Genomic DNA, 23,930 nt, shown 5'->3' with positions numbered 1-23,930 from the left:
CGCGAACCCCCCGCGGCCCCCGAAGGGTGGGCGCGCCTGAAGGACTGGAACATGAGCGACACCGCCCCGACCGCGGGCCTGGAACGGAGTGCCTCCCCTCGCGCGTCTTCGGTTGCACGGTGGGTGACCGCGGTGCTCGGCCTGGGCGTCATCCTGCTGGTGCTGCGCGGAAATGCCCTGCCGGCGCCGGTGCCCGCCTCCGCGCCCGCGGAGCGGTTCTCCGCTGAACGCGCCCGGGAGCACCTGCGCTTCATCGGCGCGGAACCCCACGCCGTGGGGACGCCCCGGCACGCGGCGGTGCGCGACTACCTGCAAGCGCGCCTGCGCGACGTGGGCGCGGAGGTCCAGCTCCAGCGCGAGGCCGTCTTTGCGCCCGCGCAGGGCATCCCCCGGCCCGCCGCGAACGTGGAGAACGTCGTGGGCCGGCTGCGCGCGAAGGACGGCGCGAAGGGCACGGCCGTGATGCTGGTGGCCCACTACGACTCCGTGCCCACGGGGCCGGGCGCGTCCGACAATGGCGCCGCCGTCGCGTCCATCCTGGAGGTGGCGCGGGCGCTCCAGCAGGGGCCGGCGCTGACGGGCGACGTGCTCTTCCTGTTCACGGACGCGGAGGAGCAGCACCTGCTGGGCAGCACCGCCTTCGCCGCCTCCCACCCCTGGGCTCGCGAGTCAGGCGTGCTCCTCAACGTGGACGCGCGCGGCAACGCGGGGCCGCTCCTGATGTTCGAGGTCTCCCCGGGCGGCGGCTGGCTCGTGCGCAGGCTCGCCGAGGAGGCCCCGGACGTCGGGGCCGGTTCGCTCTTCACGGCCGTGTATCAGCGGATGAAGAACGCCACGGACTTCACGGCGCTGCGGCAGGGCGGGTGGCAGGGGCTGAACTTCGCCAACGTGGAGGGCACGCAGGCCTACCACTCGCGCAAGGAGACCGTGGACGCGGTCTCCGACGGGCTCCTCCAGCAGCAGGGAGACACGCTGCTCGCGCTCACCCGGCGCATCTCCCGGGAGCCGTCCGTGCCGGAGGGTGAGGAGCTCATCTACTTCAACGCGGGCCCGCTGCGCGTCCACTACCCCCGGTCCTGGGCCGTCCCGCTGGCGGTCCTCTGGGGCGGCCTGTTCGTGTTCGCCATCTTCCGGGCGCGCCAGCGCAAGCAATTGCGCCTGTGGGCCGTGCTGAGGGAGGCGGTGGTGCTGTTGCTCGTGGGCTTCCTGGCCAGCAGCCTCGCGCGGCTCGCGTGGCCGCTGTTGCGCGCCCTCCAGCCCGGCTTCCGCGCCCTCAGCCGCTCGGAGACGCAGGACAACGGGCGCTTCATCCTCGCGGTGGTGCTGTGGGTGATGGCGGCGATGGGCGTGGGGCTGTACCTGCGCCGCCGCGCGCCGGTGATGGAGCTGGCGGCGGGCGGCTGCGTGCCGTGGGCGGTGCTCTGCATCGCGGTGAGCGTCGTGTTGCCGGGCGCGAGCGCGCTGTTCCTCTGGCCCCTGGCGGGCATGGTGCTGCTGCTCTTGTGGCTGGGAGGCCGGGGGACACCGCCGCCCACCCCGTGGCTCGTGCCGCTGTGGGGACTGGCGGCGCTGCCGCTCCTGCTGTTGCTGCCCGACGTGCTGGCCACCTTCTACACGGTGCTGCCGCTGGAGCGGGCCGCGGTGCCGTCCGACCTGCTGATGCTCGGCATCTGCCTGCTCGCGCCCGGCTGGCTGTGGTTGGCGGGCCGGGCGCTGCCGTGGGCCTCGGGCGGGGCCGCGCTGCTGGGACTGGGCCTGCTGGTGTCGCTCGCCGCCGGTCAGCGCTTCGACGCGCGAAACCCGCGCCCCACGGGCCTCTTGTACCTGGTGGACGCGGACGCGAGGACGGCGCGCTGGGTGTCGTCGGATGCCGTGCTCAATGACTGGACGCGCGCGTACCTGGGCGGCGACCCGAAGCGGGAGGCCGTGGACGCGCTGCCGGAGGTCAAGGGGCCGTTCTGGTACGCGCCGGCACCCGCGCCCACGGAGGACCTGCGGGGCCCCGCGGTCGAGACGCGGCGGGAGGCAGGGGAGGGCGGGCGCCGGAAGGTGTCGCTCCACATCACGCCGTCACGCCCGGACGCTGCCTTCGTGGACGTGCAGGTGCTGCCCGGGGACGCGGTGGTCTCCGCGCGGCTCGCGGGCCAGCTGGCCCCGGGCGACACGCTGCGGACCCGCAACGCGGCCCAGGGCGTGCTGCTGCGCTACTGGGTGCCGTCCACGGAGGGCTTCGACCTGGAGCTGGAGCTGACTCCAGGCAGCAGCCCCACCGTGAGGGTGGGCGAGCACACCTACGCGGTGCCCGCCTCGGTGTCGCAGGGGCTGCCCGCTCGCCCGGAGGACAGCATGCCGGTGCCCTTCGGAGAGGGCCTGGACGAGGGCACGCGCGTCACGCGGACGCTGCGGCTGGAGGACTCGGCGCTGGAGGTCTCTCCCGGCCCCGTGCCCTGACGGCCTGGGGCCGGGACGACGGGCCTCCGCGCGGGGCGGAGGCCCGCCTCACCTGGCTCAGGGCACGGTCACCGTCACCGCGTTGCTGCGCCGGCTGTTGCCCGCGCGATCGTAGGCGATGGCCACGATCGTGTGCGTTCCCGACAGGCCCGCGGTGTTCCAGGTCCGGGTGTACGGGCTGGCCCCGGCGAAGAACGTCGCCACCCCGTCGATCTCGAAGATGACCTGGAGCATCGCCTGGGTGTCGCTCGCGCTGGCGCTCAGCGTGACATCGCCGCTGACCACCGCCCCGTTGGTGGGCGCGAAGAGCAGGGCCGAGGGCGGCACGTTGTCGACGGTGAGGCTGCGGCTGCTCGTCTGGACGTTGCCCGCCTTGTCCGTGGCACGAATCCCCAGCGTGTAGGCGCGGTTGGCCAGCACCCGCGTGTCCCAGGTGAAGTTGTAGGTGTAGCTGGAGGTGCCGGGCGCCGTGGCCTTGACGACCCCCTCCTGCAGGAACTCCGTCAGCGCCACGCCGGAGAGGCCCTGGTCCGTCACGGCCCAGCCCACGTTGACGAGGCCACGCACGTAGTTCTGGCTGGTGGGGTTGTACTGGGGGACACCGGTGATGATCACGGGCGCGTAGTTGTCCACCATCGCCGTCACGGCGCTGGACGTCGTCGCGTTGCCGGCCGCGTCGAAGGCCTGCGCCGTCAGCGTGTGGTTGCCGGAGGTCGCGCTCGTGGTGTCCCAGCTCACGCTGAAGGGCGCGGCGAAGGAGGAGCCGATGAGGGTCGTGCCGTCGTAGAAGTCCACCCGGTCGACGCCCACGTCGTCGAAGGCGTTCGCGGTGACCACGAACGTGCCGCGCAGGAAGCTGGCCGGGGCCGGCGAGCTGATCGCCACGGCGGGCGGCGTGGTGTCATCGAGCAGCAGGGCGCCCTCCTGTTGGCGCGGGGCCGGCGAAGCCTCCGCCTCCGGGGCCGGGCGCGCCGGCTCATCCAGCACCGCCGCGTCCTGGATGACGAGCCCGTGCTCGGCTCCGTCGGCGGACGTCTCCTCCGGGGCGCCGTCCACCGGACGGACCTGGGACGGGGTGTTCTCCTGCTCGGCGGGGAGCTCGCCACAGCCCGCGGAGACCCAGGCGCCCGCGCCGACCAGCGCGACGGCGAGGCGACGGGCCCTTCTTGAAACCATGCTCATGGGGGTGTTCCTTTCGGAGCGCGGCGCCTGCGAAGACGCGGCACCGGCGGGTGCGCAATATCAGACTCCACCGGGCCTCAGGGAGAGTCAGCAATTACGCGTTCCCGGGTGTCCAAGGACTCGCCGTGTCTGGGAAGACATGTGAGGGGTTGGCGTCACCCTCCAGTGCGATGGACGGCCATTGCCCGCTAGCCCACCGCGAGCCCCCGGGGCACGGTGGACTCGAGCGCGGCGAGGAGGCGGAGCGCGGAGTCTGTGACGTCCTTCCTCCAGGCCATCCGCCAGGGCTGCCGCGACGGCCCGGACGCGAGCCGCTTCACCACGAGATCGCCCCTGCCGAGGTGCGGGGGAGCGGCACCTCACCGGACGCGAGTTCCTGCTGGAGCGCTTCAGCGTCGCGGACGCGTACCTGGTGACGGTGCTCGGCGGGTGCGTGGCGACGCCCATCGACCTCAAGAAGTGGCCCGCGCTCAGCGCCTACTTCGCGCGGTTGCAGGAGCGGCCCAGCGTCGCGAAGGCCTTCTTGGAGGAGCGGGCGCGCTACGCGGCCCAGCAGAAGCGCAAGCCGCGTGCGTGACGGCGGCCGCGCGGTTCGCGGACAGCGACTCCCTCCGCCGCCTCCTGAAGCGATGGAGGCGGGGAGGGAGTCTTCATCCCGGACGGGCGTCCGTCAGGCCAGGGGCTGGGTGCCGCCGACGCCGTTCTTCAGCTCCTTGCGCACCGCCTCGGCGACGCGCTCGCGCACCATGCTCGCCATGCGCTCGCGGAGGTCCTCGCCCACGCGCTCGCGGATGGCGGACACGAGCGTCTCCGTGTCGACCTGGCCGGGGCCCTGGGCCTGGTAGCCGCCCATGTGCTGCTCACCGTACCCGCCCCGCATCGCGTGGCCCACCCCGCCCATGGTGCCCATCGACTCGCGGATGGCGTCACCCAGCCGCTCGCGCAGCGCGTCCTGCAGGTGCTCGCGGAGGTTGCTGGCCAGCCGCTCGTGGAGCACGTCGACCAGGCGCCCGCGGAGGGTGTCGGCGATGCGCTCGGGGTCCACCATCCCGATGCCCTGGGGCTGGAAGCCCATGTAGCCCTGGGCGCGCTCCGTCAGCCGGGCGCGCAGCTCGTCGCCCAGCCGCTCGCGCAGCGCGTCGCGCACGCGCTCACGCAGGCCGCTCTGGACGCGCTCGCGCAGGGTGTCCGCGATGCGCTCGCGCACGGTGTCGGCGAGGCGCTCCGGGTCGATCTGCCCCATCTGCACGCGGCGCTCGGACAGCGCGGAGCGCAGCGTGTCCGTCAGCCGCTCCTTCAGCGCCTCGCGGACGCGCTCGCGCACCACGGAGTGGATGCGCTCGGACACGGCGTCGGCGAGCCGGGTGCGGAGGGTGTCGGCGATGCGCTCGGGGTCCATCCCGAAGCCCTCCATGCCCATCCGGCGCTCCATCATCGCGGAGCGCAGCGCCTCGCCCAGCCGCTCGCGCATGGCGTCGCGAACGCGCTCGCGCACGACGTTGCCCAGCCGCTCACGCAGGGCGTCCTCCAACCGGATGCGCACGCGCTCGGCGATGCGCTGCGGGTCGAAGTGACCGTGCCCCTGCTGCATGCTCATCCAGTTCTCCGCCAGGGCGGAGCGCAGCGCCTCGCCCAGCCGCTCGCGGAGCACCTCGCGGGCGCGCTCGTGCACGCCGCTGACGACGCGCTCGTGGATGACGTCGGTGAGGCGGTTGTGGATGGCTTCAGCGATCTGCTCCGTGTCGTACGGCATTCCGGCCCCCTCCCCCTGCTGCATGCCCGTCATGCGCTCCCGCAGCGCACCGCGAATCGCGTCACTGACGCGCTCGCGGATCTCCGAGCCGATCCGCTCCTCCAGACCGGACACGACGCGCTCGTTCACGGCGTCGACGATCCGAGCCTTGAGGGCGTCGGCGAACATCTGCTGCCCCTGCATGGAGAACTGTTCCTGGTTCATTCAGCTGCCTCGTGGGTACCGCGGGTAGAACGGCGGCGCGGAAGGCGCTCCTGGGCCCGCCACGCGAGGCGAATGGATAAAGCCCGTGGCCCCGCGCGAATACAGGGCCCGGGTCTCGCGCGAGCGTTGGCGCGGGCATTCCAGGCCGTGCTCGCGGGAGGGGCAGGCGTGGACATCAGCCAATGGTGAACTGTGCGGCCTCCCGGCCATGCAGGCATGGACGTCATCCCCGTGGAAATCCCGGGCTTCCCACGGCGTTCGTTGCGGGAATGACTCAGTCCTTGCGGCGAGACCCAGCCCGCCCGGCCGTATGGCTGGGGGCGCTCCTGATGCTCGGCTCCCTGACCGGTTGCCCCATCATGCCGAGCTATTCCGACGCGGAGGGGCCTCGCTACAGCGGAGACTACCGGCCCGTGCAGCCCACCGCCGTGGAGGCCCCCTCCTCGGTCACCGTGGTGACGTACAACCTCGCCTTCGCCGAGCAGGTCACCGACGCGGTCACCTCCCTGTCGAGCCCTCCGCTCGCGAACGCGGACGTCATCGCGATGCAGGAGATGGACGCTCCGGCCGTGGAGCGGATCGCCCGGGAGCTGGGGCTGTCCTACGTCTACTACCCGGCCTCCGTGGCCAAGGACGGGGATGACTTCGGGAACGCGGTGTTGAGCCGGTGGCCCATCACCGCGGACCAGAAGATCAACCTTCCCCACGACGACCCGTATCACCAGCAGCACCGCATCGCGGTGGCCGCGACGGTGGACATCCGGGGGACCCCCTTCCAGGTGGTCTCCGTGCACGGCGCGACCCCCATCGTCGGGCTGGGCGCGCGGTTGGAGCAGGCGGAGACCGTCATCCACGCGGTCGAGGGCGCGGCGCCGGCGCAGGTCATCGCCGGGGACTTCAACACCTCCGACCCGGGGAGCCTGACGCAGACCGTGAAGCTGTTCTCGCAGTGGGGCTTCCAGTGGGCCTCCGAAGGGGTGGGGGACACCGTGGACTCCGTCATCGGCGGCCTGGCGCTCGACTCCGTCTTCGTCCGGGGGCTCACGCCGCTGGAGCGCGGCGTGGACCCGCGCCCCTCCGGGAGCGACCACCAGCCGGTCTGGGTGCGCTTCGCATGGCCACAGTGATGCCGAGGCCCTTCCTGCGGGCCCTGGGGATGGGGGCGCTGCTCCTGGGCGCGCCTGGCTGTCTGAGCGGAGCGCGCAACCTGGGCGCGGCGACGACCCCGGTGGGGACGACCGAGGTCGGCGTCTCCGTGAACACGATTGCCTTCGAGCGCGGCCGGGAGCGGGCCTATCTGCCCAACCCCGAGCTCACCTTCCGCAAGGGGGCCGGCGAGAACTGGGACTGGGGCGGCCGCCTCACCCTGCTGGGCCTGGAGCTGGGGACCCGGCATCGGCTGGTGGAGCGCTCCCCCTGGACCGTGTCGGTCGCCCCGAGCGCGGGCCTCTGGTACGTGCCCGTCACCAACAACACCACGGAGCCCGTCAACTTCCGCCTGGGCGCCCAGACGCTGGTCGACTATCGGCTCAATCCCCGGTGGACCCTGACCGGCGGTGCCTCCCTGATGGGGGCCTTCGCGGGCCCGCTCACCGTCTTCCAGGGCAGGTTCAATGGCTCGCACCTGCTCATCGCGCCGGGCGGTTCGCTGGGCGTGGCGTACCGGCTCAATCCCTCGCTGGAGCTGCGGGCGGAGGGCGGCATCGAGCTTCCGCTGGATTTGCAGGGCGGCCGCCGTCAGCCGACCGGTTACGCCGGACTGACGCTGCGTTGGGGACGCACCTCCCGCCGCTGAGGAGGGAGGCCGCGCGCGCCCGGCCCTCTTCGGCTGGGGTGTCGCGTGTAAGGTGACAGCGGCCCGGAGCCCCGGGACGGATGGCCGGAGGGAGTGGAGGCACCAGCTTGCGCCCACTCTTTTCGCACCCGTTGGAGGGGGCTCCATGTCCTTGCCGCGCCGCTGGCCGGATCCGTTCGCCGTCTGTCTTTGTCTCGGGCTGGGCTGGGTGTTGTTGGCGGCGGCCAGGGCGCCGGAGCCCGCCGCGCGGGCCCTTCCAGGAGGCTTCTCGTCCGAGCTCGTGGTGGGCGGCCTGCACTACCCCACGACGTTCGCGCACCTGCCGGACGGGCGCATCCTCGTCGCGGAGAAGGCGGGGGTGGTCCGGATCGTCAAGGACGGTGTCCTGTTGCCCACGCCCTTCCTGGACGTCAGCGCGCGGGTGAACAGCCACCATGACCGGGGCCTGCTGGGGCTCACGGTGGACCCTGGCTTCACGCAGAACGGCTACGTCTACCTGCTCTACACCTACGACGACGATGCCACGGACGACGACGGGCCCAAGACGTCGCGCCTGGCGCGGTACACGGCGGAAGGGGACACGGCCTCGCCCGCCAGCGAGTCGGTGGTGCTGGGCACCGCGGTGGCAGGCTCCTGCAAGGACCTGCCTCCCGGGGCGGACTGCATCCCTTCCGACAGCGCCTCGCACTCCGTGGGCAACCTCCGGTTCGCGCCGGACGGCACCCTCTTCGTGTCGCTGGGGGACGGGGCCCGCTTCGACGTCGTGGATGACGACGCGCTGCGGGCGCAGGACCTGGACTCGCTGGCGGGCAAGGTGCTGCGCATCACGCCCACCGGCGAGGGCGTGCCGTCGAACCCGTTCTGGAACGGGAATGGCCAGGCCAACCGCTCGAAGGTGTGGGCGCTGGGGCTGCGCAATCCCTACCGCTTCAACCTGCGGCCGGGCACGGGCACGCCGTACGTGGGGGACGTCGGCTGGAACGACCACGAGGAGATCAACGTCGCGACGCCGGGCGCGAACTTCGGCTGGCCCTGCTACGAGGGCCCGGGGCGCCAGCGCGGCTACGAGCCCAAGGCCGCGTGCCAGGCGCTGTATGCCCGGGGGCCGGACGCGGTGCGGCCGCCGCTGTACTCCTGGACGCACGCCGAGGGCCAGTCCGTCACGGGCGGCGCCTTCATCCAGGATCCGGCGTTCCCGGAGCAGTGGCGGGGCGCCTACTTCTTCGCGGACTACGTCCAGCAATGGATCCGGGTGCTGCGGGTGGACGCCAATGATCAGCTCGTGCCGGACAGCGTGGCGGTCTTCGCCACCGAGGCGGGCGGCATCGTCAACCTGAGCAGCGGGCCCGATTCCCAGCTCTACGTCGTGGACATCCTGGCGGGAGAGCTGCGCCGCATCCGCTACCCGGGCACCAACACGCCGCCGGTCGCGGTGGCCTCGGCGACGCCGCGCGAAGGCGGGCCGCCCCTGCGGGTGTTCTTCTCCAGCGCCGGCTCCCGCGACGCGGACGGGGACGCGCTCCAGTACGTGTGGGACTTCGGGGACGGCAGCTCCGTGTCGGGCGTGGCGAACCCGGAGCACCTGTACGAGGTGGCCGGCCTCTACGTGGCCCGGCTGACCGTCAGCGACGGACATGGCGGCAGCCACACGGCCTCCGTGTCCATCTCCGTGGGGAACCTGTCGCCGGTGGTGTCCATCCATTCGCCGTCGGAGGCGTTCCGCTTCAAGGTGGGGGACGTGGTGACGTTCGCGGGCTCGGCGAGCGACGCGGAGGACGGCGCCATCCCGGGCGACCGGATGGCGTGGTCCCTCACGCTGGTGCACTGCACGCCGGGCGCGTGCCATTCCCACCCCTATGACGAAGGCCAGGGCCCCAGCGGGACCCTCACCATCCCGGACCACGGCGACGACGTGCGCTTCGAGCTGACGCTGACCGCGACGGACTCCGCGGGGCTGACGGGCAGCCGGACGGTGACGCTGCTGCCCTTGAAGGTGCAGGTGACGGTGGAGACGTCGCCGCCCGGGCTGGAGGTGGTGTTCGACGGGACGGCCAGCCCGGCGCCGTTGGTGCGTTCGGTCGTCGCGGGCTCCTCGCACGCGATCCTCGCGCCGTCACCCCAGGGCCTCTACGGCTTCGTCGGCTGGTCCGACGGCGGGGCCGCGGAGCACACGGTGCAGGTGGGTACGGAGGACCTGGGCGTCACGGCGTTCTTCGAATCCATCGCGCCCGCGGAGTGTCCGAGGGGGCAGTACCGGGCGGAGTACTTCGCCAACCGGGAGCTGGCGGGCGCCCCGGTGACCGTGCGCTGCGAGGGGGCACCGCTCATGCACTTCTGGGGGGCGGGCAGCCCCGTGCCAGGCGTGGGCGCGGATGACTTCTCCGTGCGCTGGACGGGGCGGTTCTACTTCGCGACGGGCCTCTACTTCTTCCTGGCCCAGGCGGACGACGGCATCCGGGTCTTCGTGGACGGCAGCCGCATCATCAACGGCTGGAAGGACCAATCCTCCACCAGCTACGTGCACGCGCGCTGGATGCGCGCGGGGGAGCACTCCGTCGTCGTCGAGTACTACGAGCACGGCGGGGACGCCGTGGCCGGGCTCCGCTGGACCCGGTAGCCCTTCAACTGGCCGCGCGTCGCCCGCTTCCGGTGCTGCGCGGATTGAGGCCTGTGGCTTGGCGCCGCCACGGCCTCTCCTTTCTTCAGATCGACTGAGCTTGGTGTCAGGAGGCTGTTGGCATATTCCGCAACCGGCAAGCCCTGTTCCCAGGCTTGCTGGAGCGACCCCAAGCACGTGACCATGCGACTCCGCGCCTGCGCCGCACTCCTGATCCTCCTCTCCGCGTGCGCTACGCCAGGGCCGAGTCAGGGAGAGCGGATTCCCCGTGACACTAGGCTCATCAACCTCCAGCGAGCAGCAATGCAGGCCCGAGCCGGCAGGACAGGACTGGCAGCCTCCAGTGCCGCCTGTGCCTGTGGACCGGACGGGACGCGCCAGTTGCGAACCTGTTCCAGTACCGCACGCGGGCGGAGACACCGCTCATAACGAGTGCGCCGACAATGCACCTCCCAACCGGTATCCAGGCAAGGACGTGATTGTTGGCGGCGTGCGCTTCGATGCGTTGCAGGTCGGTGTGCGCAAGCTGTGGGAGATCAAGACCCATCAATTCGACTCGTACAATCCATTCATCCGGAGGCGGGAGATTGAGACGGAGCTGGAGCAGATTGAAAAGGAGCAAGAGGCAGCGGCGGCATGCGAATATGACTACGTGATTGGGGTTGGAACCCAAGCGCACAAAGACGCGCTACTCGAGGCAGCCCCTCTCCTTGATGTCGTCGTCACAGGGTGCAAACGATGAGCAGGCCTGATTCCCTTACCCTCATCGTCTACGCGCCCGCCATCGTGAGCAACGATGACCGCGGGCGGGATGTCATTCATGGGATGGAGAAGGCGCTTCCCGGCTTGCGCCTGGCATGGCGAATCCCCGAAAGCGGGCCTCCCATTGCATTGCAGCATCGCGACGCATGGCTTGCGGAGAAGACGCAGGAGGGGAAGTTCCCTCTCTTGTGCAACGGGGATGAGACCCACCCCGTGACGATTTCGGGGAGGGGAGTCTCGGGGCGCCTCGGCCCGGGCGGACAATCACGGCTTGAGGTGCATGCGGAAATACCACTGGATGCCCCCACGCTCGCGGCAGCGGTGGCTGTGCTCGAGGCCGTGGCCGAGGGGGCTCACGCGCACTGGGGGCATGCGTCGCCGTATGGTTACGGCTCGGAGGTCGCGCAGCAGTTTCGCCGTTCGCCTCACGGGCCGGAGCGTTCACCCCGTGGGCTTCCCATGCTCAACCTTCCCGTGAAGCTCCCCACACCGATGATTCCCTGGTTCCTTGGGTGGCTGAACTATTGGTCTGCCGCCACTGCCCAGGCCATCGGATTCCCGGACCCTGCTCGCGACGCCGAACTGCTCACGCGGGCGCGGCGTACGGCGTCGGGTGGGTGGGTGGTACAGCTCACGGATGTGCCGCTCTCATACGAGAACCCTGCCCATCTGGACGCGCTCCGGTGGGCTTACGAACGATTTCCGAGGATTGGCGGGCGTGCGGTGCCATGAGCTGATTCAGGAGCTGGCGCGTCGCCCGCCGCGCTGACGGCACAGGCGGGCGACGAGCGCCTCGTAGCCGGCGTAGGACAGCGGCAGGAGCAGGGCGAAGAGGAGCGTGAGCGAGGGCAGGGCGGGGTGGGCCAGCGGGTCCTTGACATGTGAGGCCATGGCCCGCAGGAGCCGGTCCGGCTCCGACAGCACGTCCCAACTGTTCCAGCGCTCCACGCGGCCCAGGTAGATGCCATAGCCACACAGGCCGGACGTGATGGCGACGAAGGCCCACGCGGTCGTGGGCCCCCAGCGCTCCTCCAGCCACCGCTTCCAGATGTCCAGCGACAGCAGGCCCAGCAGCCACCCCGTGGCGGCGAACAGGGCCAGGAGCGCGGCGTCGAACCAGAGCGGCACCACGGGCCGCTGACGCAGGTGGATGAAGTCGGTGGCCAGGTAGGGCGCGTTGGGAAACAGCGCGAGCCAGCCGAGCGCCAGCGGAGCCAGGAGCCACGGGCGGTCCAGGCCTCGCACCATGAGCCCCCGCGCGACGAGCGCCAGGGTGTACGGCGCCCAGGCCAGGAACAGGTTCCATGACAGGAAGGCGAAGCTGGCGCGCTCGCTCCAGTCGAGCCGCAGGGCCAGCAGGTCCACCGCGAGCAGGCTGCACACGATCGCGGGCAGCAGGCCGTGGCGGCTCGGGATGGAGGGGATGGGGGAGTGCGGTCGGGACATGGTGGCGTGTGGCGCCACAGCCGCGCACCGTGGCGCCATGGCCACGGTGCGACGGCTCCGGGAAGGGCGTGGACCCGGAGCGCCGTCAATGGAGCCCTCGGGTCTGGCCTTCAGCAATGCGCGGGCCAGGGCTGGACGCCACCGGCCACGCCTGGCGCTCAACAGTCGATGTTGAACGTCTTGATCTCGTCGTTCGGCGCGGTGACCCGAGCGGTGTTGGTGCCGTCGAACGTGGTGGTGAACGTCCCTTCGGTCGTGTCCACCTGCACCATCCCCGCCGTGGGGCACTGGTGATCGCAGCGCTGGTATCCGGACACGGTCGACGTCGAGTTGAGGCCGCCCTTCGTGGCCTGGGTCGTGCTGTCCACGGTGATGCACCCGCTGCCCCCCGTCCAGGTCACCGTGCTCTGGGACGTGCGCGAATCGAAGCGATTCGGCGAGAAGCTGTTGGAGGTGACGGTCACCTTGCGCGTGTCGCCATCCGGCGGCTGGCCGGCGATCTGCAGCGAGAGGTTGTACGGCTCGCCGTTGATGGTGAGCTGGTTGGAGGTCGCCGTGGCGGCGAGCTGCCCCTGGTTGTCAGAGAGCACCAGCTCCACGTTGCCGGAGATCTGCGTGAGGGAGACCGGCGCCGTGCAGTTGTTGAAGGCGTAGTTCACCGTCGCGCCCGTCGCGGTCGCGGTGACGCAGCCGGCGGGCGTGAAGGCGGTGGAGGCATTCGCCGCGAGCTGCGAGGCCGCCGTGTTGGGATCGACGGTGGCCATGGCCTGCACGTTGCCGATGGCGTAGTACCAATAGCCGTAGACAGGGTCGACCCAGGTATAGGCCCAGGCCGCGTCATACGCCCCGTAGTACGGATCGTAGTAGACGGTGTCGTAGTAGTACGGGTCGTAGGTGGTGGCACAGCCCATGCCCGCGCCCGCGCCCAGCGACAGGAACAACAGCGCCGCTTTCATCCGTTTCATCCGCGCCCCTTGTGTGTGGGTTCTTCCAAACGGGCCCAAGGTGGGGCCCGGTGGTGGGCGGGTGTACTGGCCTGGGGAACAGCCCGACTGCGCGCTGCTGGTCCGCGGGCTCACCTGTTGATGCGGTGTCTTCCCCGGGTCTGCATGTCGTGGTCCTCCGCGATGACCTCCTCGGCCTTCAGCTCACCGCCGACCCGGAGCGTCGCGTCGTTGCCGTGCCCCCGGACGGACCGCGCCTCCAGGTCCTGGCCCACGAGCAGCGCTCCATCCGTGTCCACGCGGCTGGCGCGAAGCGAGCCCCCCACCACGAGCAGGCCTTCGGGCCCTGCGTTGCTCAGCACGCCTTCCACCGTGAGGTTCCCCGTCACCAGCAGCGGCCCGTCCACGTGCAGGTCGCCCTTCACGACCAGGTCCCCGCGCACGAAGCGTGGGAGCTTGGAGAGGGAAGCCTTCGACTCCACCGGCAGCGCTTCCCGGGCGAGCTCCACCAGGGCCATGGCCGTCCAGGGAGGCATGCCCTGCACCGCCGCCGCGAGCGCGTCCCACGACGTGGCGCCCTCCAGCGCGAGCCGGTTCAGGACCTGCTCCACGGAGGCCACGTCCTTGTCCTCGGAGTACCAGGCCTCGAGCAACGCCTCCCGCTCGCGGGCCAGCGCGTCCAGCATCGGCCGCACGTCAATCGCTCCGGTCTTCCCCACAGGGGCCTTGGCGCCCATGAGCTGGGCGAGGTGCGGGTTGCCGTGCTCCAGCGCCTCCTGCACGGGCGTCTGTCCCGCGGCGTCCTTGCGCGCCACATCCGCTCCGGCCTGGAGCAGGACTTCGATGACGGGCCCGCGCTCCGGGATGCGCGCGTACTGGTGCAGCGGCGTCCAGCCCTTGCCCGCGTTGGGGTTGGCGCCCGCGTCGATGAGCGCTCGCGCCACGTCCGCCCGCCGCGCGTTGAAGAGCGCCGTGCGCCCCGCGCTGTCGAGCGCGTCCACGGGGACGCCGCCCTTCGCCAGCAGGGCGATGCAGGCCGCGCTCGCGTGCTCGGCCGCCGCGTGCAGGGGCGTGCTCTTCGCTGAATCCATCACGTCCGTGGGAGCGCCCAGCCGCAGGAGCTCCTTCACCAGCGATGCGTCGCCCACCATCGCGGCCAGGTGGAGGACCCCGCGCTTGTCCCTGTCCCGGGCCTCCAGGTTGGCTCCCAGCGCCACCAGGGCCAGCACCCGGCCCGTGCGCCACTCCCCTTCGAACCCGGGGCCGAAGAAGGGGGCCGCGTCGAGCCCCGCCGCCTGGAGGAGCGCGTCGTCCAGGGCCTTGGCCCTGCGCGCCGGGGTACGCGGCGCGGGCTTCTGCTCCCGCAGCCACGCGTGGAAGCCTTCGTCGGAGAAGGCGCCCTCCAGGCACTGGAAGGCGAACGGATCCTCGTGGCCCTCGTCGTCAGGGGCGCGCGGGTCGGGAGCGGCCTCCACCAGGGCAAGCAGCTTCCGGTAGCCCTGCTCCGGAGCACCTCGCCTCAGCGCGTGCCAAGCGTCCAGCCCCCGCCGTGCGCGGGCGTGCTCCGCGATGTCGCGCAGGGCCAGGGCCTCCTCCAGCGCGGCCTCCGCCTGTTCGAGCTGCGCGTCCGTCGGCTTGCGCCGCACCAGGTCTTCGGCCCACTGGCTCAGCGCCAGCGCGCGCGCCTTCTGCCCGGTGGACAGCGTGCCGCCGGGCTTCGTGCCTCGGGTCAGCTCGAGGACGCGGTCGCGAACCCGCCAGTGCTCGGCCTTCAGCTCGCGCTCCCAGCGGTGGGGCTCCATGCGCCGCGCCGGGTCCAGGGCCCAGTTGAGCGAGTGCAGGGCCAGGAGGTGCCCTGGATCCGCCTCCACGATTTCGCGCAGGAGTCGGATGGCCTGCTCCAACTGGGGCGGCATCTCATCCAGGAAGGCATCCGCCTTCTTCATCAGCGCGGCGGTGTCGGGCTTCTTCGTCGACGGGGAGCGTGGCATGGCCAGACACCTTGCCAGCACGCGTGGTGGAGTGCCCGGATAAACCACGGCGCCACACGAGGGCGCTGACGGCCCGTGCCTCAGGGCGTCCAGCGCGCCCTGCGCACCAGCCAGGAGCTGCCGCCGCGCCCGTCCCGCACCACGGCCCAGAACGTCACCTCCTGGGCCGTCGCGCCTGCCGCCGGCTCCCACTCCACGCGGTGGCGTCCCTGCTGGCCACCGAAGTCCGCGCCGCCCGTCTCCGACAGGCTGAACTCGCCCAGCGTGGTGTACCAGGCGATCTCCCAGGCCTCCTTGAGGTTCACGGCCTGCAACCGCAGGCCCGGGACCACGTAGGCCTCCTCCCGGTCCGACACGTCGTCGGCCGTCACCACGAAGGGGCCGGGGCCGCTCAGCTCCAGCGGCTCACCCTCCGGCCAGGGGACGTCGTCCACCCGCAGGCCCGGGAGCACCGGCTGCTCGTTGGCCTTCATGCCCTCCACGACGGGGCACCAGAAGACCATCAGCTTCTGCGCGTAGACCTCCTCGCCGCCCGCCGCCACCCTCAGGACGAGCGGCATGCGGATGCCGCCCAGCCCCTGGTAGGCGTCCTCCTCCAGCACGCGCTCCAGCAGGAGCTTGTCCTCCGCGACCCGGGCCGCGCCGGGACGGATGGGCAGCGTCAGCTCGCCCGCGGAGGTGGTGCCCTCCGCGAGCAGGGCGCGGTCCGCCGCGTTCGCGCACGTGCGGTCGTCCTGATCCGCGCAGGCCCACAGTTGGTACTGGAGGGGGCGCCCCTCGCCCGCGGGGTCCACCAGCAGCGCGCGGTACGTCACCTCCGCGGCGAGCTCGTCGAAGGCCTCCGGGGTCTGCTCGCAGGTGGAGGCGAGCAGCTCGGGCTGCTCCGTGGACACGCCGAGCACGCGGAGGTCGTGCACGCTCGACGGCTTGTCCTCGGGGTCGACGCAGGCGATGGCCGCCAGGCCCCACAGCAGCAGGACTCCGGTGTTGAGCAGGGTCTTCATGTCAGAAGCTTCCTTTCACGCCCACCACGGGGAGGATGGGGATGCCGGGCACCTCGTACTCGCGGCGCTGCCGGTAGTCGTTGAACGTGAACTCGGTGTTCTCCGCGTTGTAGAGGTTCTGCACGTCCAGGTAGACCCCCAGCGTCCAGCTCTGGAACCGCCAGCCCTTGTCCACCCGCACGTCCAACTGGTGGAAGCCGCGCATGCGCGCGGACGCATAGGGGCCGTACATGCCGCTGAAGCGGTTGCGGTCCACCTGGTACTGGTCGAAGGTGTGGTTGAGCGGCGTCGTGGGGCGGCCGGTGGTGTAGCGGAAGCGCCCGCCCAGCTCCCAGCCGTTGCCCAGGACGTAGTTGCTCACCAACGTGAGGATGTGCGTCTGGTCGAAGGGGCTGAGGCCATACGCCGTGTCGTCGCCGGTGGGCCCGAAGCCCCCGAAGCCTCCACCGCCTTCGGGGAGGGGGCCCGCTCTCCCGTCGAGCGACTGGCTGAAGGTGTACGACAGCCAGCCGGACCACTTGTCCGTCGCGGACGCGCGCTGCTTCTTCACCATCACCTCCACGCCCAGGGCGCGGCCGATGCCGTCGTTGGAGTACGGCACCTGGAACACGCCTCCGCCCGGCAGGGAGATGATCTGTCCGGGCGCGACGATGTTGCTGAAGCGGCGGTTGAAGAAGCCCGTCACGTCGACGTTGAACACGTCCGTCAGCCGGTGCTCCACGCCGAGGCTGCTCTGGAACGCGCGCTGGTAGGAGAGGTCCGGGTTGCCGTACGGCAGGGTGATGAAGCGGAACGTCTCACCCGGCTGGCTGTAGAGGCCGAGCGAGCCCTTGAGCTGGGTGCGCTCGGTGGCGTTGAAGGCCACCCACAGCCGGGGATCCAACGCCACGTTCCGGGCGTCGCCCGCGCGCTGGTAGTTGGCGCGCACGCCGGGGGTGAAGATGAACTTCCCCACCTTCAGGTCCGCCTCCACGAAGAGCGCGCCGTCGAACGAGCCAAGGCCGATGTGCTCGACCAGCAGCTCGCCCACGGACTCGGCGCCGGGGAAGGCCACGTACTCGAAGTTCTCCGGGGCGGGGAACTCCACGTCGAAGGACTGGTGCTCGTAGACGAGGTCCAGGCCCGTGCGCACGGTGAGGCGGGGGGACAGCTCCAGGCCCAGCACCTCGCGCGCGCCCACCGTGTAGCCCACGCCGTCCTGCTTCGCGACGCCGAACTTGAAGCTGGTGCCGTCATAGCCCACGTACGGCGTGAAGACGGACGTGAGCGCGCCCTTGCGGTACGTCCAGTCGCCCTTGATGCGGTGGAAGAGGGTGTGCGTGTCCACCGTCAGGTCGCGCTCCGTCTCCGGGCCTCCGGTCACCAGGCGGAGCTGGTCGTCACTGCCGAAGGCCATCACGTAGCCGGTGCTGCGCGCGCCGCCGGCCAGGGCCTGGGCCTCGTCCTCCGAACGGGCGTCCCGCTTCGCGCCGAAGTCCACGCGCAACTGGTAGTCCCAGTACTTGGGGACCACGGACAGGGTGCTGCCTTCGTCCTTGGGCAGGACGGCGGGCAGGAGCGTGTCGATGTACGAGCGCCGCGCGGCGGCGGCCACGCTGATGCCGTCCTTCACGGGGGCTTCCAGGAAGAAGCCCGCGTCCAGGAGGTCCACCTTCACGGAGCCGTGGAGCGTGTCGGCGGCGCCCTTGCGCGTGCCCACCTCCACGATGCCGCCCACCGCGCGGCCGTACTGGCTGCCGTAGCCGCCCGGGAAGAAGTCGAGCTGGTCGATGAACTCGGCGTTCACCACCGAGGGGCCGCCGAGCAGGTGGAAGAGGAGGGGGATGCCGACCCCGTCCATCATCGTCGCCGTCTGGCCGGGGTTGGAGCCGCGCACCAGCAACTGGCCGGAGATGAAGGGCGCGCGCGCCACGCCGGGCAGGGTCTGGATGACGCGGATGGGGTCTCCGAAGGTGCCCGGCGTCCGCTGCGCCTCCTGCCGCGTGATGGTCCGGCGCACGACCTCCTTCTTCGGCCGCTCGGAGCGCACCACCGTCTCCAGCGCGCCGCCGGTGGGGGCGAGGAAGAAGTTCACCTCCGTCGTCTCGTCCTCCTGGAGCAGCTCCTTCGTCTGGTAGAGCTGGTAGCCGGACGCCACCACGCGCACCGCGCACTCGCCCGGGGGCACGTCGAGGCTGAAGCGGCCGTCCGCGTCCGACACGGCCTCCGGCGCCTCCGGGTCGTCACCGCAGCGCACGGTGGCGCCGGCCACGCGCGAGCGGCTCCCGCGTGAAATCAACTGCCCCTTGAGCGTGGCCTTGCGCGCCACCGGGGCTTGCTCCGGACCGGGGGCCTCCTGGGGCGGGGCGTCGAGGGTGAAGTGGTAGATGTATTCCACCTGCACCGGCGCGGGCACACCGTCCACCTCCGCGGGAGAGAAGCGGAACTGGCGCACCGCCGCGATGGCCGCCTCGTCGAAGCCATGGCCCGCGGGCTCCGTGGGCAGCACGTCCGACACGGAGCCATCCGCGGCGATGGTGATGATGAGGCGCACGGAGGCGGTGAGTCCCTCCGCGAGCGCCTCGGGCGGGTAGGGGGCCTCCACCTGCTGGAGCAGCTCGGGAGGCTTCGTGATGACGGGCTGGGCCTGCGCGGGCGGGGCCGCTTCCGCGGGCGGCGCGGCGTCCTGCGGTGCCTGCGCCAGGGCCGGGGTGCCCAGCAGGAGCGAGGCCGCGACGAGCGCGCTTCGGGCGTTCAGGGACGGGGACATGGGGCGCGGAGCATACGGGATGCGGCCCCGGCTTCGCGCGCCCCCCGCCCCGCGTTCCGGCGCGGTCGGGACGTGTGCCATCGTGGGCCGGTCCTCACCCATCCGTGAGCAGAGGGAGTCCACACCGTGTCACGGTCACAGCCCCATCCGTCGCGGTCTTCCCTCGAAGCGATGGCGGACGCCGTGCGCTCGCCCGACGCGACCCGGGCGGACACCGACCTGCTCATCGCGGCGCTGGGCCAGGCCCCCACGGGAGCGGAGACACCCCGGGCGCGAGCGGATCTGCTGCTGGCGTTGATGGCGCCGGGCCAGCCGTTGGGGGACCGCGCGGGCCGCGAGGGGGTGACGGTGCGGCAGGCGGCGAAGGACGCCTTGATGGCGCTGGGGCATCCCTACGCGTTGGAGTTGCCACCGGAGCTGGTGGGGCGGGACGCGCGGCCCCGGACGCGACCCGGAGGGCTCGGGGTCGCCGTCGCGACGGCCGCCATGCTCTACCAGACGGGGCTCTTCTACGGGGTGCTGCTCCACGACGGCGTGGTGCACACGCAGTACTCCATCCACAGGCCGCCCGAGCAGCTCACGGCGGAACGCGTGGTGCCGTGGGCGCTGTTCACCCTGAGCGGCGTGTTGCCGTGCCTGCTGGCGCTGGGCGGCCATGCCTTGAAGCGCCGGCGGCTCCAGCTCACCGGCTGGCTGCTCATCCTGGCGCAGGCGCTGCTCTGGACGGGGGCCGTGGGCATCTCCTGGGCCAGCATCGGCCCGTCCGCCTTCACCTTGCTGGCGCCCTGGCACGTGGCCGGGTTGAGCGCCTGGGTGACCCGGCCGCTGCCGAAGCACTCCCGTGGCCTCGGTTGAGGTGACGCTCAGAGCATGGGGGAGAAGGGCTTCTTGAGGGTCAGCGTGAGCCCCACCTCCCGGCCGTATGGGAGGCGGCCCGACAGGTCCCGTCCCTCCTGGAAGGGGACGCTGACGCGCACGCCCACGGAGCCGTAGACGAAGCCGAGGAAGGGCGCCAGGTGGAGGGACGTCGTGGGCCGGTGGGCCGCCGTCCCCGTCTCGTGGGCCACGCCCGTCTCCAGCCCGAAGATCAGGAAGGTGCCCTGGACTCCGCCACACAGGCGCGCGTGGTCCCCGTCCATCCACTGGCCCTGCCCGAAGACGCCCACGGAGCCCGACCTGAAATCGCGCATGCGGTTGTTGTGCATCACCACGTTGAGCGTGGACTCCAGGCCCACGCCCCAGGCGGTGTCCTGCTGGCGGCGGCTCACACTCAGCAGTGGGCCCACCGTGAACCAGGGTTGCGGCGAGCCGTCGTCGTGCGGAGCGGCTGGGATGACCAGGGCGAGCAGGGCCAGGGCGTTCATTCCGCCAGGATACGCGGGGGCCTTTCCTGCGCCCGGGCTCCCTTGCGGACACTGTCCACGCGGGGCGCGTGCCTACCGGGGAATGAGGATGACATCCTCATCCTGTTCCAGCCGGTACGTCCCGTCAGGCTGCTGGCAACGCTCGGCATGCGCACGGATGCGCGCGTCGAGCCTTTCCGCTTCGTCCGGCGTCAGGGCCGCCAGTTGCGCGGCCGTGTAGCACCCCTCCAGGACGAGGAAGCGGCAGAGCGTGTACATCTCCTCGAAGGTCTTCGCGGCGAACCCGCTCATCGTCGCGATCGACTCGTGGGGCAACTGCTTGCGCCGCACTTCGGCGGCGACGTCCTCGCTGAAGTGCAGGGTGTCGCAGAACTCACGGCACATCGCATGGGTCGGTCCCCGGGCGGCGGCCATCACCATCAGACAGCTCCCTCCCGGCCGCACGAAGCCGAGCAGTCTGTCAATGAAGCCGCCCCATTCAGAGACAGGGACGTGATACAGGACGTGTGAGCAGACGACCAGGTCATATCTGTCATTGGAGGCGTACCGCTCCAGGGGGACAGGAATGACCGTCGCCTTCTCATGATGGAAGCCGGCGCTCTGCTCGGGATGGGGTTCGAGCAGGGTGAGCGAGTCGAAAAGCGGCGCGAGCCGTTCCGAGACCTTGCCCGCCCCCGCTCCGACATCCAGCAGGGTGGGGTGCTCGGGGAGACCTGGGAACAGCCGCTCCGTGACGATCTGGTGGATGTTCGTCGGATGCCTTGCGGACGCAGCGAGCAGGCGGAACGCCGTGGCGTACTCCTGCGGTGACATCGTGATCGCCATGATTTCCCCCCGTGCCGGGACGACTGCCGGGGGGACGCTATCATTTCAGGAAGAGCGCTTCTGGGAGCGCGCCCGAGCCGGCTCGGAGGCCTTCCCAGACGCAGCCTTCGACGCGCCGCCGACGAACTCCGCCAGGTGCTTGCCAGTCAGCGTCGACTTCGCCGCGACCAGGTCGGCCGGCGTGCCTTCGAACACGATGCGTCCGCCGTCGTGGCCCGCGCCCGGTCCCAGGTCGATGATCCAGTCCGCGTGCGCCATCACCGACTGATGGTGCTCGATCACGATGACCGACTTCCCGGAGTCGACCAGCCGGTCCATCAGGCCCAGCAACTGCTCCAGGTCGGCCAGGTGCAGGCCCGTGGTCGGCTCGTCGAGCACGTAGATGCCGCCCTCCTCCCCCATGTGCGTCGCGAGCTTGATCCGCTGCCGCTCGCCACCCGACAGCGTGGTGAGCGGCTGGCCGAGCCGGAGGTAGCCGAGGCCCACGTCCGCCATGCGCTGGAGGATGGCCGACGCGGCCGGCGTCTGCGCCTTGCCCGAGCCGAAGAAGCCCACCGCGTCCTTCACGGGCAGGTCGAGCACCTGGGCGATGTTGAGCCCGCCGAGCTTGTACTCCAGCACCGACGCCTGGAACCGCCGGCCTTCGCAGTCCTCGCAGACCGTGGTGACGCCGGCCATCATCGCCAGGTCGGTGTAGATGACGCCCGCGCCGTTGCAGGTCGGGCAGGCGCCCTCGGAGTTGGCGCTGAACAGGGCCGGCTTCACGCCGTTGGCCTTCGCGAAGGCCTTGCGGATCGGCTCCAGCAGGTCGGTGTACGTCGCGGGGTTGCTCCGCCGCGAGCCGCGAATCGGCGACTGGTCGACGGAAACCACCCCTTCCCGGGTGCTCACCGAGCCATGGATGAGCGAGCTCTTGCCGGAACCCGCCACGCCGGTCACCACCACCAGCACGCCGAGCGGGATGTCGACGTCGACCTTCTTCAGGTTGTGCGTGCTGGCGCCGCGCACCTTCAGCACGCCGGACGGCTTTCGCACGGACGGCTTCAGGGTGGCCCGGTCGCTCAGGTGGCGCCCGGTGAGCGTGTCGCTGGCGCGCAGGGCCTCGACGGTGCCCTCGAAGACCACCTCGCCGCCGGCGGTGCCGGCCCCGGGGCCCAGGTCGACGACGTGGTCGGCGATGGCGATCAGCTCCGGCTTGTGCTCCACCACGAGCACGGTGTTGCCCTTGTCGCGCAGCCGCAGCAGCAGCTCGTTCATCCGCTGGATGTCGTGCGGGTGCAGTCCGACCGTCGGCTCGTCGAAGACATACGTGACGTCGGTGAGCGAGGACCCGAGGTGGCGGATCATCTTGGTGCGCTGCGCCTCACCGCCCGACAGCGTGCCGGCGGGCCGGTCGAGGCTGAGGTAGCCCAGGCCGATCTCCACGAACGATTCGAGCGTGTGCCGCAGCGACGCCAGCAGCGGGGCGACGGACGGCGCGTCCAGGCCGCGCACCCACTCGGCCAGGTCGCTGATCTGCATCGCGCAGGCGTCCGCGATGTTGATGCCCTTGATCTTGGAGGACCGGGCGGCCTCGCTGAGCCGGGTGCCCTTGCATTCGGGGCAGGAGGTGAACGCGACCGCGCGCTCCACGAACGCACGGATGTGCGGCTGCATCGCGTCCACGTCCTTGGACAGGAACGACTTCTGGATCCGCGGGATGAGCCCCTCGTAGGTGAGGTTCATCTTCTCGACCTTCACCTTGGTCTGTTCCTTGTGGAGGAAGTCGTGCAGCTCCTGCCTGGTGTACTTGCGGATCGGCTTGTCCGGGTCCAGGAAGCCCGAGGCCCCGAAGATGCGCACGAGCCAGCCGTCCGCGTTGTAGCCGGGGATGGTGATGGCGCCCTCGTTGAGCGACTTGCTGTCGTCATACAACTGGGTCAGGTCGATGTCGCTGACCGTGCCCATGCCCTCGCACCTGGGGCACATGCCGCCGGTGACGTTGAAGACCTTCTTCTCGGTCTTGCCTCCGCCCTTCTCGACGGTCATCTCGCCGGTGGCGCGGACCGACGGGACGTTGAAGGAGAAGGCGTTGGACGAACCGATGTGCGGCTTGCCCAGGCGGCTGAACAGCACGCGCAGCATGGCATTGGCGTCCGTCGCGGTGCCGACCGTCGAGCGCGAGTTGGCGCCCATGCGCTCCTGGTCGACGATGATGGCGGTGGTCAGTCCTTCGAGGACGTCGACCTCGGGCCGGCCCAGCGTGGGCATGAAGCCCTGGACGAACGCGCTATAGGTTTCGTTGATCAGCCGCTGCGACTCCGCCGCGATGGTGCCGAAGACGAGCGACGACTTGCCGGAGCCGGAGACGCCGGTGAAGACGGTGAGCCGCCGCTTCGGCAGCTCCACGCTGACGTCCTTCAGGTTGTTCTCCCGAGCGCCCTGGACGCGGATCAGGTCATGGCTGTCCGCGAGGCTCGAGCGGCGCTGGGAGGCGGTCTTGTCGGAGGAGGTCATGGGTCCATTTTCTCCAGCAGTTGTTCGAGGCGGTCGACGTGCTCCGACCAGAACGCGCGGTAGTGCGCGAGCCAGTCGATGAGCGGCTTCATCCCGCGTGGATCCACCCGGTAGTAGGTGCAACGTCCTTCACGCCGGCCCTTCACCAGACCGGCGTCCTTCAACGCAGCGAGGTGCTGGGAGACCGCGGGCTGCGAGATGTCGAATCGCGCCGTGAGGTCCTTCACCGCCGCTTCGCCACGCGCGAGTGACGCGAGAATCGCCCGGCGGTTCGGGTCCGCCAGTGCCTGGAAGAGTTTGTTCTCGGCCACGGCCACGCGCTGCATGCGCGACGAATAAGTTGCTGC

At 71.0% G+C, this 23,930-nt stretch carries 19 protein-coding genes and 1 pseudogene; 8 read left to right on the top strand and 12 right to left on the bottom strand.

All coding sequences use genetic code 11. From position 1 onward, the window contains the following. The first annotated feature begins 51 nt into the window (after positions 1–51). On the top strand, positions 52–2,451 hold the full coding sequence (locus K8612_RS09820) for a M20/M25/M40 family metallo-hydrolase (RefSeq protein ID WP_223762093.1): 2,400 nt from the start codon (positions 52–54) through the stop codon (positions 2,449–2,451). A 57-nt stretch (positions 2,452–2,508) separates the two neighbouring features. Here the strand turns inward: K8612_RS09820 and K8612_RS09815 are convergent, their stop codons facing one another. Continuing rightward, complete coding sequence (locus tag K8612_RS09815) at positions 2,509–3,633, bottom strand: Ig-like domain-containing protein (RefSeq protein WP_223762092.1); 1,125 nt, start codon at positions 3,631–3,633, stop codon at positions 2,509–2,511. Between the two features lie 188 nt (positions 3,634–3,821). Continuing rightward, entirely contained in the window at positions 3,822–3,956 is a 135-nt protein-coding gene (locus K8612_RS38840; protein ID WP_255671478.1) for a hypothetical protein, read from the bottom strand. 53 nt (positions 3,957–4,009) lie between these two features. On the opposite strand from K8612_RS38840, the gene K8612_RS09810 reads away from it, so the two are divergent. Beyond that, positions 4,010–4,210 (top strand): glutathione binding-like protein, encoded by a 201-nt coding sequence (locus K8612_RS09810; RefSeq protein WP_373692094.1) that lies wholly within the window; start codon positions 4,010–4,012, stop codon positions 4,208–4,210. A gap of 93 nt (positions 4,211–4,303) precedes the next feature. On the opposite strand, the gene K8612_RS09805 is transcribed toward K8612_RS09810, so the two are convergent. Next, on the bottom strand, positions 4,304–5,590 hold the full coding sequence (locus tag K8612_RS09805; RefSeq protein WP_223741958.1) for a hypothetical protein: 1,287 nt from the start codon (positions 5,588–5,590) through the stop codon (positions 4,304–4,306). 359 nt (positions 5,591–5,949) lie between these two features. Here K8612_RS09805 and K8612_RS09800 point away from each other — a divergent pair, with 359 nt between their 5' ends. From K8612_RS09800 to K8612_RS09780, 5 genes and pseudogenes are all read left to right on the top strand, one after another. Continuing rightward, positions 5,950–6,717 carry an endonuclease/exonuclease/phosphatase family protein gene (locus tag K8612_RS09800; RefSeq protein WP_223741959.1) on the top strand — a complete coding sequence of 256 codons (768 nt, stop codon included), beginning with the start codon at positions 5,950–5,952 and terminating at the stop codon, positions 6,715–6,717. Then, positions 6,705–7,385: a hypothetical protein gene (locus K8612_RS09795; RefSeq protein ID WP_223741960.1), complete on the top strand. Its 681-nt coding sequence runs from the start codon at positions 6,705–6,707 to the stop codon at positions 7,383–7,385. Before K8612_RS09800 ends, K8612_RS09795 begins: the two co-directional genes overlap by 13 nt. A 145-nt stretch (positions 7,386–7,530) precedes the next feature. Next, on the top strand, positions 7,531–10,002 hold the full coding sequence (locus K8612_RS09790; RefSeq protein WP_223762090.1) for a PQQ-dependent sugar dehydrogenase: 2,472 nt from the start codon (positions 7,531–7,533) through the stop codon (positions 10,000–10,002). A 310-nt stretch (positions 10,003–10,312) separates the two neighbouring features. Then, positions 10,313–10,744, top strand: a pseudogene (locus K8612_RS09785) (DUF6310 domain-containing protein); the annotation flags it as partial. Beyond that, the gene (locus K8612_RS09780) at positions 10,741–11,496 is read left to right on the top strand and encodes a DUF5953 family protein (protein WP_223762089.1); all 756 of its coding nucleotides are present in this window, start codon (positions 10,741–10,743) and stop codon (positions 11,494–11,496) included. The pseudogene K8612_RS09785 and the gene K8612_RS09780, both read left to right, overlap by 4 nt. A 6-nt stretch (positions 11,497–11,502) precedes the next feature. On the opposite strand, the gene K8612_RS09775 is transcribed toward K8612_RS09780, so the two are convergent. The 5 genes from K8612_RS09775 to K8612_RS09755 form a co-directional block, all read right to left on the bottom strand. Next, on the bottom strand, positions 11,503–12,210 hold the full coding sequence (locus K8612_RS09775; protein ID WP_223762088.1) for a DUF1361 domain-containing protein: 708 nt from the start codon (positions 12,208–12,210) through the stop codon (positions 11,503–11,505). Positions 12,211–12,368: 158 nt separating this feature from the next. Further along, positions 12,369–13,175, bottom strand: coding sequence for a hypothetical protein (locus K8612_RS09770; RefSeq protein ID WP_223741963.1), 807 nt, complete (start codon positions 13,173–13,175; stop codon positions 12,369–12,371). A gap of 110 nt (positions 13,176–13,285) precedes the next feature. Next, complete coding sequence (locus tag K8612_RS09765; RefSeq protein ID WP_223762087.1) at positions 13,286–15,145, bottom strand: ankyrin repeat domain-containing protein; 1,860 nt, start codon at positions 15,143–15,145, stop codon at positions 13,286–13,288. Positions 15,146–15,225: 80 nt separating this feature from the next. After that, a complete protein-coding gene (locus tag K8612_RS09760) occupies positions 15,226–16,149 on the bottom strand; it encodes a hypothetical protein (RefSeq protein WP_223762086.1) in 924 nt (307 codons plus the stop codon). A 1-nt stretch (position 16,150) separates the two neighbouring features. Continuing rightward, positions 16,151–18,898 (bottom strand): TonB family protein, encoded by a 2,748-nt coding sequence (locus tag K8612_RS09755; RefSeq protein WP_223762085.1) that lies wholly within the window; start codon positions 18,896–18,898, stop codon positions 16,151–16,153. 183 nt (positions 18,899–19,081) lie between these two features. On the opposite strand from K8612_RS09755, the gene K8612_RS09750 reads away from it, so the two are divergent. Then, a complete protein-coding gene (locus tag K8612_RS09750; RefSeq protein WP_223762084.1) occupies positions 19,082–19,753 on the top strand; it encodes a hypothetical protein in 672 nt (223 codons plus the stop codon). An 8-nt stretch (positions 19,754–19,761) separates the two neighbouring features. Here K8612_RS09750 and K8612_RS09745 read toward each other — a convergent pair whose 3' ends face one another. The 4 genes from K8612_RS09745 to K8612_RS09730 form a co-directional block, all read right to left on the bottom strand. Beyond that, positions 19,762–20,262, bottom strand: coding sequence for a hypothetical protein (locus tag K8612_RS09745; protein WP_223741968.1), 501 nt, complete (start codon positions 20,260–20,262; stop codon positions 19,762–19,764). A 72-nt stretch (positions 20,263–20,334) separates the two neighbouring features. Next, complete coding sequence (locus K8612_RS09740; RefSeq protein ID WP_223762083.1) at positions 20,335–21,087, bottom strand: bifunctional 2-polyprenyl-6-hydroxyphenol methylase/3-demethylubiquinol 3-O-methyltransferase UbiG; 753 nt, start codon at positions 21,085–21,087, stop codon at positions 20,335–20,337. Positions 21,088–21,132: 45 nt separating this feature from the next. Continuing rightward, the gene (locus K8612_RS09735; protein WP_223762082.1) at positions 21,133–23,583 is read right to left on the bottom strand and encodes an excinuclease ABC subunit UvrA; all 2,451 of its coding nucleotides are present in this window, start codon (positions 23,581–23,583) and stop codon (positions 21,133–21,135) included. Continuing rightward, entirely contained in the window at positions 23,580–23,894 is a 315-nt protein-coding gene (locus tag K8612_RS09730) for a metalloregulator ArsR/SmtB family transcription factor (RefSeq protein ID WP_223741971.1), read from the bottom strand. Before K8612_RS09730 ends, K8612_RS09735 begins: the two co-directional genes overlap by 4 nt. Positions 23,895–23,930: the final 36 nt, after the last annotated feature.

The sequence above is a fragment of the Corallococcus sp. AS-1-6 genome (genome assembly GCF_020037015.1).
Classification (GTDB): Bacteria; Myxococcota; Myxococcia; order Myxococcales; family Myxococcaceae; genus Corallococcus.
Note: the sequence above shows the minus strand (reverse complement) of the source record. Positions and strands in the feature narration are given on the sequence as shown.

Coding starts and splice junctions, on each gene's coding strand:
- K8612_RS09820 (WP_223762093.1), top strand. CDS start 52: ATGAGCGACACCGCCCCGACCGCGGGCCTGGAACGGAGTGCCTCCCCT.
- K8612_RS09815 (WP_223762092.1), bottom strand. CDS start 3,633: ATGAGCATGGTTTCAAGAAGGGCCCGTCGCCTCGCCGTCGCGCTGGTC.
- K8612_RS09805 (WP_223741958.1), bottom strand. CDS start 5,590: ATGAACCAGGAACAGTTCTCCATGCAGGGGCAGCAGATGTTCGCCGAC.
- K8612_RS09800 (WP_223741959.1), top strand. CDS start 5,950: ATGCCGAGCTATTCCGACGCGGAGGGGCCTCGCTACAGCGGAGACTAC.
- K8612_RS09795 (WP_223741960.1), top strand. CDS start 6,705: ATGGCCACAGTGATGCCGAGGCCCTTCCTGCGGGCCCTGGGGATGGGG.
- K8612_RS09790 (WP_223762090.1), top strand. CDS start 7,531: ATGTCCTTGCCGCGCCGCTGGCCGGATCCGTTCGCCGTCTGTCTTTGT.
- K8612_RS09780 (WP_223762089.1), top strand. CDS start 10,741: ATGAGCAGGCCTGATTCCCTTACCCTCATCGTCTACGCGCCCGCCATC.
- K8612_RS09775 (WP_223762088.1), bottom strand. CDS start 12,210: ATGTCCCGACCGCACTCCCCCATCCCCTCCATCCCGAGCCGCCACGGC.
- K8612_RS09770 (WP_223741963.1), bottom strand. CDS start 13,175: ATGAAACGGATGAAAGCGGCGCTGTTGTTCCTGTCGCTGGGCGCGGGC.
- K8612_RS09765 (WP_223762087.1), bottom strand. CDS start 15,145: ATGCCACGCTCCCCGTCGACGAAGAAGCCCGACACCGCCGCGCTGATG.
- K8612_RS09760 (WP_223762086.1), bottom strand. CDS start 16,149: ATGAAGACCCTGCTCAACACCGGAGTCCTGCTGCTGTGGGGCCTGGCG.
- K8612_RS09755 (WP_223762085.1), bottom strand. CDS start 18,898: ATGTCCCCGTCCCTGAACGCCCGAAGCGCGCTCGTCGCGGCCTCGCTC.
- K8612_RS09745 (WP_223741968.1), bottom strand. CDS start 20,262: ATGAACGCCCTGGCCCTGCTCGCCCTGGTCATCCCAGCCGCTCCGCAC.
- K8612_RS09740 (WP_223762083.1), bottom strand. CDS start 21,087: ATGGCGATCACGATGTCACCGCAGGAGTACGCCACGGCGTTCCGCCTG.
- K8612_RS09735 (WP_223762082.1), bottom strand. CDS start 23,583: ATGACCTCCTCCGACAAGACCGCCTCCCAGCGCCGCTCGAGCCTCGCG.